Here is a 13,314-nt window from a genome sequence, read left to right on the forward strand (position 1 = left end):
ATATTCTGGAAGGGACGCTGAGTCTTCGATGATGGAACCGCGCGCTCGTCTCACACTGCCTTCTCCCACACGTCTGGCCGAGGTGCGCCGGCGGATCGGCGACTACCCGGACAGGACCATCGCCGAAGCCTGCGCCATCGGACTGTCGTACTGGGCGACGGGCGAGAGCCCCGAGGGGATCGACCTCACCCCCGGCACCCTCTTCGCCGACGTCCTCGGCTGGGTCGACAACGGCGGGACCGCCCCCGGAGGTTGGGACATCGCTCCGGACGGCCGCACACTCGGAGTCCCCGACGGGGTCCGGCCGCAGGACGCGCAGCTCGCGCTGGACGACCTGGCCGACTTCCCGGACCGGCCCCTCGGCACCATCGGCCCGTCCAGCATCGCGGCCAGGCTCCGGACCCTGGGCGAATGGAACGACAACCGGGCCGACCGGGTCCGCCCCACCATCGTGGAGATGTTCCGCGAGCAGGCCGGTGCCCGGCCGGACGCCGTGGCCGTCGTCGACGAGCACCGGTCCCTGACCTACCGTCAACTGGCCGAACACTCCGGTCAGCTGGCCCACCACCTGCTCGCCCGCGGACTCGGCTCCGAACAGGTCGTGGGCATCTCCCTGACCCGCTCCGCCGACATGGTCGTCGCCCTGCTCGCCGTGCTCCAGGCCGGCTGCGCCTTCGTACCGCTCGATCCGCAGTGGCCCGCCGCACGCCGGGCCGTCGTCATCGAGGACGCCCGGGTCGTCCTCCAGCTCAACACCTCGGGCGACCACGACCCGGCCGAACCGGACGCCGTGGCCGTCGACCTCGGCCACTGGCGGTACGGCTCGTACCCGGCGCGCGGGCCGGCGTTCACCGTCCTCGGCGACGCGCTGGCCTACGTCATCTTCACGTCCGGTTCGACCGGGCGGCCCAAGGGCGCGATGATCCGGCACGAGGCGATCAGCGAGCGCCTGCTGTGGCAGGTGAACGAGATCCTCGGCTTCGGCCACGACGACGCCTCCCTGTTCAAGGCGCCGCTGTCCTTCGACATCTCCATCAACGAGATCTTCCTGCCCCTGGTCTCCGGCGGCCGGCTCGTCGTCCTGCGGCCCGGGGGCGAACGCGACCCCCACCACCTGCTGAGCGTCATCGCCGAACAACGCGTCACCTTCACCTACCTGGTGTCGTCCATGCTGGACGTCCTGCTGGAGATGGCGGGCGACTCCGGCCGCCTGGACAGCCTGCGGCACGTCTGGTGCGGCGGCGAGGTGCTCACCCCCGAGCTGTACGAGCGGTTCCGCACCCGACTCGACATCCCCATGTACCACGGCTACGGCCCCGCCGAGACGACCATCGGCGTCTCGCACGTCATCTACCGGGGCGCCGCGGAACGCCTGTCGACCTCCATCGGCAAAGCCAACCCCAACACCCAGCTCTACGTCCTGGACGACGAACTGCGCCCCGTCCCGGTCGGCGTCGGCGGAGAACTCTACGTCGGCGGCTTCCTCCTGGGCCGCGGCTACGTGGGCGCGCCCGGCCTGACCGCCTCCCGCTTCGTCGCGAACCCCTTCGCGAACGACGGCTCCCGCCTCTACCGCACCGGCGACCTGGCGCGGTTCGCCCCCGACGGTTCGCTCGACTTCCTCGGCCGCGCCGACAACCAGATCAAGATCCGCGGGATGCGGCTGGAGATCGAGGACGTCGAGGTCGGTCTCGCCGAACACCCGCGCGTACGGCACACCTGCGTCGTCGCGAAGAAGAACGCCGCCGGCGGCACCTATCTGATCGGCTACGTCATACCGGCCGCCGGCGGCGAGGACCTGCGGGCGGACGAGGTCAAGGCGTGGGCCGCCGCGCACATGGTCGAGTACATGGTGCCCACCCACATCGTGGTCATGGAGGAGTTCCCCCTCACCGCGAACGGCAAGCTCGACCGCAACGCGCTGCCCGAGCCCACGATCGAGACCGGCTCACTCGTGCGCCCCTCCACCGACGACGAACGCGCGGTGTGCGCCGCGGTCGCGGAGGTGCTGCGCCTCGAAGAGGTCGGGGTCGACCAGGACTTCTTCCAGCTCGGCGGCGACAGCATCCTGGCCATCTCCCTGCTCAGCGCGCTGCGCGAGCGGGGCCTGCACATCACGGCCCGGCAGATCTTCACCCACGGCACCGTGGGCGCGCTGGCCGCGGTCGCGAGCCGCGAGGACGTCTCCACCGTCGACCACGCCGATGTCGCGACCGGCACCGTCGTCGGCTCGCCCATCGTGCAGTGGCTCGGCGAGACCACGGACGCCATCGACGGCTTCGTCCAGTCGGTCGTCCTGAACACCCCCGCGGAACTGACCGCCGACGCCCTCGACGCGATCCTCACCGCGCTCGTCACCCGGCACGACATGCTCCGCGCCCGGCTGGTACGCGGCAACCGCTGGAGCTTCGACATCCCCGAAGCGGACCGTGCCGAGCCCGGCTGGCAGCAGAGCGACCGGCCGCTCGACGAGTGCATCGCCCTCGCCACCGAGGGACTGGACCCCGCGGGCGGCGCGATGCTCCGGGCCGTCTGGCGCCCCCGGGCCCGCCACCTCGTCCTCGTGGCCCACCACGTGGTCGTCGACGGCGTCTCCTGGCGCGTCCTGATGGAGGATCTGGCCACCGCCTGGCGGCAGTTCACCTCCGGCGAGCCCATCGAACTCCCCGCGACGGGCACGTCCTTCCGGCGCTGGACCCAACTGCTGGAACGCGCCGCGTTCGACGCCGACAGCTCCTCCTACCGGCGCCCCCTGCCCGGCGAGGACCAGCCGCTGGCCCACCGCGCCCTGGCCAGGACGGACACCGTCGCCAACGAACGCCTGCGGACCGTCTCGGCCGGCCCGGAGGTCACGGCCGCCCTGCTGAACGAAATCCCGGCGAAGTTCCACGCCGGCGTCAACGACGTCCTGCTCACCGCGCTCGCCGTCGCCCTCGCCCGTCGGCGCCGCGACCTCGGCCAGGACCAGACCTTCGCCCACATCGAGCTCGAGGGCCACGGCCGCGAGGGGCGGTTCGTGGCGGGCTCCGCCGGCTTCGAACCCGACCTGTCGCGCACCGTGGGCTGGTTCACCACCCTCTTCCCGGTGACCGTGGACCCCGGCACGGCAGCCGACTTCACCGCTCCCGCCTATCTCACCGCCGCCCTCAAGGCGGTCAAGGAGGACCTCGCCCGGGTACCGGACAACGGCGTCTCCTACGGCGCCCTGCGCTACCTCACCCACAGCGAGTTCGACGCCCCCGCACCCCAGGTGCTCTTCAACTACCTGGGCCGCTTCGCCGCCGGCGCCCCCGGCGACTGGCAACTCGCGGGCACCACCGGCCAACTGGGCGAGAAGCGCGACCCCAGGATGCGCCTGCCGCGCGCCCTGGAGTTCAACGCGATCGCCGAACCCTCCGCGACCGGCGGTTACGAACTGGTCACCACCATCTCCTGGCCCGACGGCATGTTCACCGACGCCGACATCACGACCCTCGGCGACTACTTCCGCACGGCCCTGGCCGGACTCGCCGCGCTCGACCAGGGCGGCCACTCGCCCAGCGACTTCCCCCTGGTCCCGCTCACCCAGGCCGACGTCGACACCCTGGACGGCCCGCGGCTGCGGGACATCCTGCCGCTGACCCCGCTGCAGGAAGGCCTCTACTTCCACTCGGTCTTCGACGACGACTCCGCCGGCGCCTACGTCGAGCAGCAACTCCTCACCCTGGAAGGCGAGGTGGACGCCGACCGGCTCGCGGCGGCGGCCACCCGGCTGCTCACCCTCTTCCCGAACCTGGCCGCCCGCTTCACGGCCCTGGCCGACGGCCGGGTGGTCTCCGTCCTGGACAACGGCGCCGAAGCACCCTTCACCACGCTGGACCGCCCCGGTATCACCGACGAGGAGATACGCGACCTCGCCGAACAGGACCGCCGCACCGGCTTCGACCTGGCCACCGGCCCGCTGATGCGCTACACCCTCGTCCGCGCCGGCTCCGGCCGGAACGTCCTGGTGCAGACCGTGCACCACATCATCGCCGACGGCTGGTCCGTGCCTCCCATGCTCCGCGCGCTGCTCGCCGAGTACCACGCGCCGGGCACCGTCCACCCGCTCGGCGGCTTCGCCGACTACGTGCACTGGCTCGCCGGACGCGACGCCGAGGAGAGCGACCGCGTCTGGCGCGAGGAACTCGCCGGACTGCCCGGCCCCTCACTGGTCGCCGAGGGACACACCCCCTCCGACCGGTTCGCCGACACCGCCGTGGAACCCGAGGGCGACATGGACGCCGCCGTCCGCGAGGCCGGCGTGCCGCTGAGCGTGGCCGTGCACAGCGCCTGGGCCGTCACCCTGGGCGGCATCCTCCAGGGCCGGGACGTCGTGTTCGGCTCCACGGTCTCCGGCCGCGACGCCGAGGTCCCCGGCATCGAGGACATGGTCGGCCTGTTCATCAACACCGTCCCCGTACGCGCCCGTTGGTCGCCGGGCAGCTCCGCGGGCGACCTGCTCGCCTCGGTGCGCGACCACCAGGGCGCAATCCTTCCGCACCAACACGTCTCCCTGGCGCGCATCGCCCGGCAGGCCGGCACCGGCTCCCTCTTCGACACGCTCGTGGTGTTCGACGTGGCCACCGACACGACGTCGCTCCGGCGACCCGGCGACACCCTGGCCATCACGGACATCGTCAACGAGGGCGCCCCGCACTACCCGCTGACCCTGGTGGTCGAGCGCGCACCCGACGGCCGCCCCCGCTTCAACCTCATCTACGACGCCGAACTGCTGGGAGAGCCGACCGCCCGGACCGTCCTGCGCACCTTCACCCGCACCCTGGCCGGTCTGCTCACCCACCCGGACACCCCGGTCGACGACCTGACGCCCGGGAGCGCACGGCGACCGGCACCCGTCACCCCGACGACCCTGGGCGGACTCTTCGACGCCGCCGCCCGCCGCGACCCCGCGGCCACCGCCGTCACCCAGTGCGCCCTCGACGGCGCCACCCGTTCCCTGACCTACGGCGAACTGTCCGCCGCCAAGAACGACTTCGCCTCGGCGCTGCGCGCGGCCGGAGTGGGCCCGGGCAAGCAGGTCGCCGTGGCCGTCCCACGCTCCCTGGAACAGGTCGTCGCCCTGGTCGCGATCGTGAGCGCGGGCGGCGCCTACGTCCCGCTGGACCCGGCGTACCCGGACGAACGGCTGGAGTACATCCTCACCGACGCGGTCCCTCAGGCAGTCCTCGTGGACCGCGACCAGCACGACCGCTTCACGCGGCTGCTGGACCGGGCGGGAGTGCCGGCGCGCGTCCTGGTGCAGGGCGAGGAGCCCTCGTCCGCTTCCGCGCACCCCGTTCCCGAGCCCGACTGGCACACCCCTGCCTATGTGATCTACACCTCCGGGTCGACCGGCCGCCCCAAGGGCGTCGTCGTCCCCCACTCCAGCGTGGTGACCCTGCTCGCCAACACCCGGCCCGCCATGGACTTCGGCCCGCAGGACGTCTGGGTCCAGTTCCACTCCTTCTCCTTCGACTTCGCGGTCTGGGAGCTGTGGGGCGCGCTGGCGTACGGCGGTGAGCTGCTGGTGCCCGAGTACGCGCTGACGCGCTCCCCGGTCGACTTCCACCGGCTGGTGCGCGAACGCGGCGTGACGGTGCTCAACCAGACGCCGTCGGCCTTCTACCAGTTCATCGAGGCCGACCGGCTGACCGACGAGCCGCTGCCCGCACTGCGCCGGATCGTCTTCGGCGGCGAGGCACTGGACCCGGGGCGGCTGCGCGGCTGGGTCGAGCGGCACGGCACGGCCGTCCCCGAGCTGGTCAACATGTACGGCATCACCGAGACCACCGTCCATGTCACCCACCGGGTCCTGACCGACGCCGACTTCGGTCCCGGCGACGACGTGAGCCCGATCGGCGGCCCGATCCCCGGCCTGGTCATCCACCTCCTCGACGACCGGCTCCGCCCGGTGCCGCCGGGCCGGGTCGGCGCCATCTACGTCGCCGGCGACCAGGTCTCGCTCGGCTACCTGGGCAGGCCCGGCCTCACGGCGGCCCGCTTCGTGGCGGACCCCTTCGCGGCCGACGGCTCCCGCATGTACCACACCGGCGACCTCGCGATCCGCACCCTCGACGGCGAACTCCGGTTCACCGGCCGCGCCGACGACCAGGTGCAACTGAAGGGCTTCCGCATCGAGTTGGGCGAGGTGGAGTCCGCGATCCGCGGACTCGCGGGTGTGGTCGACGTGGCCGTCACGGTGGCGGACACCGGGGACCATCTGGTGGCGCATGTGGTGGGCAGAGTGCCGGGTGAGGTCGAAAGCCAGTTGTCGAAGAAGCTCCCCCTTCACATGATCCCGGGCAGGATTCTCACGACCGACGCCCTACCGCTGACGGTGAACGGCAAGTTGGATCGAAAGGCGCTGGTGGAGCGTGCCCTCAGCGGCGCGGGGCTGTATCAATGTGCGGCTCCGCCGCGGGGCGCGACAAGCCACAACGCGTCCGCGGACGAAACGACCGCGGTAGCCGCACTCACCAAGATCTTCATCGAGACGCTGCCCGGCGTTGCCGTGGACGCCGACACCGACTTCTTCCGCGCCGGAGGCGACAGCATCATCGCGATCGCGGTCGTGAACCGGGCCAGGACACTGGGCCTGCCCGTCACCCCGAGGGACGTCTTCCTGCTCAAGACGCCCCGCGCACTGGCGGAACACCTGGGTACGAACGCACCCCGCCCCACACCGGCGGCAGCCCACCGCGAAGACGGCCCGCTGCCCCCCACCCCGGTCATCCTGCGCCAGCGCGAACTCGGCGGCTCCCTGACCCGCTTCGCCCAGGCCAGGACCCTCCGGGCCCCCGAAGGCACCGGCTACGCCGACGCCGTACGCGCCGCCCACGCCGTCGTCGCCGCCCATCCCGCCCTCCGGCTGCGGCTCCGGACGGAACACGGCGTGTGGACCCTGCGCACCGGCCCCGCCCGCGAGGTCACCGTCACACGCCCGGACACCACCGACGCGACAGCCGTCGCGAACGAGGCCGCCGGACGGCTCGACCCCGAGTCCGGTGAGGTGGTCGCCTTCACATGGCTGGAGGCGAGCCGAACCCTCGTGATCACCGTGCACCACCTCGCCGTCGACGCGGTCTCCTGGCTGATCCTGCTGGACGACCTGGCCGCGGCCCTGCGCGGGGAGCCCCTGCCCCCACCGACGACGTCCTACGCCGAGTACGCCGAAGCCCTGGCACTCCAGTCGGCCCGGACCGTCGACGACGTCGGCCGCTGGATCACCGCACTCCGGGCGCCCGACCTGCTGCCCGCCCCCGGCGAACTGCGCCGGACCACCGTCGTCCTCGACCCCGACGTGAGCGACCGGCTCACCCGCACCGCACCCGCCACACTCGGTGTCGGCCTCACCGAGCTGCTGTGCGGCGCCCTGCGCACCGCACTCACCCGGATCCAGCCGTCGCCCACCGACCTAGCGGTCGACCTGGAGCGGCACGGCCGGGTCCCGGTCCTCGAACACCACGACTACACCCGTACAGTCGGCTGGTTCACCTCCGTCGCACCCGTGCGGCTGACCCCGCACACCGACCCCCTCGCCGCCGCACGCGAGATCGTCGAGCGCCAGCCGGACGAGGCCGGGCACGTCGCCTACGGCCGGCTCAGGTACCTCAATCCGCAGACGGCCCCGCTGCTGACGGCCCGCCCGCAGGTGCTGTTCAACTACCTCGGCCGGGGCAGCGAGTCCCAGGCGCTGCACCTCGCCGAGGGCGACCAGGGCAGCCCGTACGCCGTCGAGGTCAACGCGTGGACCGACGAGACCACCGGCAGCCTGCTCGCCGAGTTCGTCCTCGCCGAGGGCATCCCCGACAAGATCACCGAGCACTGGCGCAGCGCCCTCCGGCAGCTCGCGGACGCGGCGACCACGACCGAGCGCACCGCCCCGGTCACCCCGCTCCAGCGGGGCCTGTTCTTCCAGGCCCAGATGGCGGGCTCCGCCGGACACTACGTCGCACAGAACTGGTTCACCTTCGACCGGCGCCTCGACACCGGTGCGCTGGCCGAGGCGATGGCGCACGTGATCGCGCGTCATCCGGTCGTCGGCGCGGGCTTCGCCACCGACGACGCCGGAAACCCGGTGCAGGTCCTCAAGGCCGGGCGACGGGTCGACGTCCGCACCATCGCCCTGTCCTCGGACACCGAGATCGACGCCCTGCGCGCCCGGGACCGGGACACCGGGTTCGACCCGGGCGAACCGCCGCTGATCCGGCTGACCGTCGTGCACCTGCCCGGCGACCGGGACGGCCTGCTGCTCAGCTACCACCTGCTGCTGTGGGACGGCTGGTCCCGCGAGATCGTCCTGCGCGACCTGTTCGACGCCTACCGTGCCGTCCTCGCGGGCGAGCCGCTCGACCCGGCGCCGGCCACGCCGGGCTTCGAGGAGTACGCCCGCACGCTCGCCGCCAAGGACCCGGCGGAGTCGGAGCGCTTCTGGGCGGACCAACTGGCCGCCCTCCCGGGCCCGACCCTGCTCGCCGGACCGTCCCCGTCCTTCTCGGACGACCTGCCGAGCGCGCTCACGCACACGCTGTCCGCCGAACAGTCGGACCTGGTGCGGGAAGCGGCCCGGGTACACGGCGTCACCCTCAACTCGGTGCTGACCGGCGCGTTCGGACTGCTGCTGGGCGCGCACACGGGCCGCGCGGACGCCGTGTTCGGCGTGACCGTGTCCGGCCGCGAGGGCGAGGGGCTGTCCGGCATCGTCGGCGTGCTGCTCAACACCGTGCCGATGTGGACCCGGCCCCGCCCGGACGACACGGTCGGCGCCTACCTGTCGGCCGTCCAGTCGGCCCGGGTCGAGGCGATGGAACACGAGCACCTCGGGCTCGGCGAGATCCAGCGGGCCGGCGGACACGACACCCTGTTCGACAACCTGTTCGTGCTCCAGAACTTCCTGGACATGGACGCGTTCGCCGCGATGAACGCCCGGCACGGCATCACCTCGGTGAAGGCCGACGACTCCACCCACTATCCCTTCACCTGGGTGGTCACGCCCGGCGACCGGCTCACGGTGAAGCTGGAGTACCGCGACGGCGACACCGGGAACGCCCGCCGTCTCCTCGACGACTACCTGAGCGTCCTGGAGGAGCTCGCCCGGGCCACCGGGCCGGTCGGCGCGCTGCGGGGCCTCGGACCGGTGCCCGAGCCGGGCGCACGCACCGACATCGGCACGGACACCGTCGTCGACCGGTTCGACCGGGCGGCGGACCGCGACCCGGGGCGGGTCGCGCTCGTCGCCCACGGCTCGACGATGACCTTCGGCGAACTCCGGGACCGCAGCCGGGCCCTGGCGGGCGTGCTCGCCGCGCGCGGCATCGGGCCCGAGACGGCGGTGGGCCTCGCCGTCCCGCGCTCCCTCGACTGGATCGCGGCCCTGTTCGCCGTCCTGCGGGTCGGCGCCGGGTACGTGCCGCTGGAGCTGGACCACCCGGACGAGCGGATCGCCGCCATCGTCGAGGACGCCCGGCCGGAGCTGATCCTCACCGTGAGCGCCGTGTCACCCCGGCTGACCGGCGAGCTGATCGAACTCGACCGCCCGCTCCCGGCCGCGGAGCCGTACGTGACGTTCGCACCGGACGATCCCGACCGGCTGCGGCACCCGGCGTACACGATCTACACGTCCGGTTCGACCGGCAGGCCCAAGGGCGTGGTGACCGAGTACTCCGGGCTCACCAACATGCTGATCAACCACCAGCGCCGCATCTTCGAACCGGTGCTGGCCGCGCACGGCCACCGGGTCTTCCGGATCGCCCACACCGTGTCGTTCGCGTTCGACATGTCGTGGGAGGAGCTGCTGTGGCTCGCCGACGGCCACGAAGTGCACATCTGCGACGAGGAGTTGCGCCGGGACGCGCCCCGGCTGGTCGCGTACTGCCTGGAGCACGGGATCGACGTCGTCAACGTGACCCCGACCTACGCACAGCAACTGGTGGCCGAGGGCCTGCTCGACAACCCCGATCGGCGGCCGGCGCTGGTGCTGCTGGGCGGTGAGGCCGTCACGCCGACGCTGTGGCAGCGGCTCGCCGAGACCGAGGGCACGGTCGGCTACAACCTGTACGGGCCCACCGAGTACACCATCAACACCCTCGGCGTCGGCACCTTCGAGTGCGCCGACCCGGTGGTGGGCGTCGCCATCGACAACACGGACGTGTACGTCCTGGACCCGTGGCTGCGGCCGCTGCCGGACGGCGTACCCGGCGAGCTGTACGTGTCGGGCGTCGGCATCGCACGCGGCTACCTCGGACAGCCCGCCCAGACCGCGCACCGCTTCGTCGCCTGCCCGTTCGGCGCCCCCGGCGAGCGCATGTACCGCACCGGCGACCTGGTGGTCCGCCGGCCCGACGGCAACCTCATGTACCTCGGCCGCACCGACCAGCAGGTCAAGATCCGCGGCCACCGGGTCGAACTCGGCGAGGTCGAGGCCCTGTTCGCGGCCCACCCGGCGGTGCGGTTCGCCGCCGCGGTCGCCCAGTCCGACCCGCAGGTCGACGGCGCGTACCGGCTCGCGGCCTACCTGGTGCTGGAGGGCGCGGAACTCGCGACGGTGGCCGCCGACGTGGGCGCCGGGCTGCCGGACTTCCTGCGCCCCACGCACTACGCGCAGGTCGACGGCATCCCGCTGACGGTGAACGGGAAGGCTGACACCAAGGCGCTGCCCGAGGCCAAGCCGCTGGGCGCGCTGACCACGGCGGGGGAGCGGGGGCCGCAGACCGAGACCGAGACCGTGCTGTGCGAGTACTTCGCCGAGGCACTGGACCTGGACGACGACGAGGTGAGCGCGGTGAGCGACTTCGTGTCCCTGGGAGGACACTCCATGCTGGCGGTTCGGCTCGTCGGGCTGCTCCGCCGCGAGTACGGTCCCGTGATCACGATCCGCGATCTGTTCACCCTGCGAACCCCGGAAGCGATTGCCCGCCACCTCGATGACAACTGACACGCAGCGGCCCCGCCAAGGGGCCGCCATCCTCCGCACCGCCCTGCGCCGCAACATCGGCGCCATGGCCTGGGGCACCCTCCTCATGGGCCTCTACCAGGCCGGTGAGACGGCCTTCCCCATCGCGCTCGGCCTGATCGTCGAGCACGCGATGCGCGACGGCCGCAGCCTTGAGGCGCTCGCCCTGTCGATCGGCGCGCTGGCCGTGATCATCACGACGGTGTCGCTGTCGTGGCGGTTCGGCATGCGGATCCTGCAGAAGGCCAACACCACCGAGGCGCACCGCTGGCGGGTGAAGGTCGCCGCCTGCGGCCTGCTACCCGTGGCCCGGGACGTCGACCTCAAGTCCGGCGAGGTGCTGACCATCGCCACCGAGGACGCCGACCAGACCGCCGACATCATCGAGGTGGTGCCGCTGCTGATCAGCTCGCTCGTCGCGGTGCTGGTCGCGGCGGTCGCGCTGGGCCTGGCCGACGTCCGGCTCGGCCTGCTGGTGATCGCGGGGACCGTCGCCATCCTGTCGACCCTCAGCGTGATGTCCAAACGGATCGGCAGCAGCACCCAGGAGCAGCAGGCCCGGGTGGCGCGGGCGGGTGCGAAGGTCGCCGACCTGATCACCGGCCTGCGCCCGCTGCACGGCTTCGGCGGCAACCAGGCCGCGTTCCGGTCCTACCGGAAGGTCAGCACCGAGGCGAGACACCAGGCGATCACCGTCGCCAAGGTGAACGGCGCCTACGCGGGCACCGCTCTCGCCCTCAACGCGGTCCTCGCCGGTGCCGTGACGCTGACGGCGGGCTGGCTCGCCTTCGACGGCCGGATCACCATCGGCGAACTCGTCATGGCGGTCGGCCTGGCGCAGTTCATCATGGAGCCGCTCAAGCTGTTCTCGGAGATGCCCAAGTACGTGATGATCGCGCGTGCCTCGGCCGAGCGGATGGCGCTGGTGCTGTCGGCCCCGCCGGTCATGACCCCGGGCTCCGGACGCCCGTCCCCGGGCGGCGACCTGGAGATCGACCGCGTCCGCCACGGCACCCTGACCGACCTGAAGTTCCAGGTGAAAGCGGGGGAGTTCGTCGCCATCGCCCCCTACCAGCCACGGGCGGCGGCCGACCTCGCCGCCGTCCTGGCCGTGCGCGTCCCGCCCGCCGCGTACGAGGGAACGGTGCGGCTCGGCGGCCAGGAGCTGGCGGACCTCTCCGTCGAGGCGGTCCGCGAGCACATGCTGGTCAACCCGTACGACGGGGAGATCTTCGCGGGCACCCTCCGCACGAACATCGACCCCGCGGGCACCAGCCGCACGGTCCCCGCCGCCGTCGAGGCCTCCCTGCTCACCGACGTCGTGGCCCTGCACCGCGAAGGCCTCGACTACGGCGTCCGCGACCGGGGCGCCAACCTCTCCGGAGGCCAGCGCCAACGCCTTGCCCTGGCCCGCGCCCTGGCCGCCGACACCGACGTCCTCGTCCTGCACGACCCGACGACGGCGGTGGACGCGGTCACCGAGCAGCTCATCGCCCGCAACGTGGCGGAACTGCGCCGGGGCCGCACGACGATCGTGATCACCAGCAGCCCCGCGTTCCTGGACGCGGCGGACCGGGTCCTGGTCCTGGACGACGGCACGATCACGGCGGACGACACCCACCGCAACCTGCTGTCCGAGGACGAGGCGTACGGTCAGGCGGTCGCCCGGTGAGCTGCGGTCAGGGGCGTGGGGCTGAGCCGATGCGCGGCTGCGCCGCGTGGGCGCGACGGGCCCCCGCCGGCCGGCTGGGGACTGTTCGGTGAGGGCCCAGCCGATGTCCCTGAGCGGGGCATGAGGCCACCCGGCCGGGTCATGGCCTCGACGCGGGCGGGGAGGGCACGGTCGCCCGGTGAGCTGCCCAGAGGACTGGGGGACACGCCCTTAGGGGTCCTTTCACTATGCCCGTCCGGGTCGCGCGGCCTGGTGCCGCACCTCGCCGCGTTGCCGAAACGCCCTAGTAGCTCCGCTACGAGGGCTTCCCGGCGCCTTGCGATGCACGGCACCAGACCACGTGCCCTGATCGGACGCTCACAGTGAAAGGACCCCTTAGGGGCGCGGGGCTGAGCCGATGTGCGGCTGCGCCGCGTGGGCGCGACGGGCCTCCACCGGTCGGCAGGGGACTACTCGGCGAGGGCCCAGCCGACGTCCCTGAGCGGGGCATGAGGCCACCCGGCCGGGTCATGGCCTCGACGCGGGCGGGAGGGCCACGGTCGCCCGGTGAGCTGCCCAGAGGGCTGGAGGACATGCCCTTAGGGGCGCGGGGCTGAGCCGATGTGCGGCTGCGCCGCGTGGGCGCGACGGGCCTCCACCGGTCGGCAGGGGACTACTCGGCGAGGGCCCA

The 13,314-nt window shown here is 72.6% G+C and carries 2 protein-coding genes; both read left to right on the forward strand.

The annotated features are described in order from the left end of the window. Positions 1–28 precede the first annotated feature (28 nt). On the forward strand, positions 29–10,954 hold the full coding sequence (locus ABTX62_RS24760) for a non-ribosomal peptide synthetase (protein WP_352118248.1): 10,926 nt from the start codon (positions 29–31) through the stop codon (positions 10,952–10,954). Then, positions 10,944–12,644, forward strand: a complete 1,701-nt coding sequence (locus tag ABTX62_RS24765) for an ABC transporter transmembrane domain-containing protein (RefSeq protein WP_352118249.1) — start codon at positions 10,944–10,946, stop codon at positions 12,642–12,644. The genes ABTX62_RS24760 and ABTX62_RS24765 overlap by 11 nt, the downstream gene beginning before the upstream one ends. The last annotated feature ends 670 nt before the right edge of the window (positions 12,645–13,314 follow it).

The organism is Streptomyces sp. NPDC096046 (assembly GCF_040303285.1).
In the GTDB taxonomy this organism is placed as follows: Bacteria; Actinomycetota; Actinomycetes; order Streptomycetales; family Streptomycetaceae; genus Streptomyces.

Coding starts and splice junctions, on each gene's coding strand:
- ABTX62_RS24760 (WP_352118248.1), top strand. CDS start 29: ATGATGGAACCGCGCGCTCGTCTCACACTGCCTTCTCCCACACGTCTG.
- ABTX62_RS24765 (WP_352118249.1), top strand. CDS start 10,944: ATGACAACTGACACGCAGCGGCCCCGCCAAGGGGCCGCCATCCTCCGC.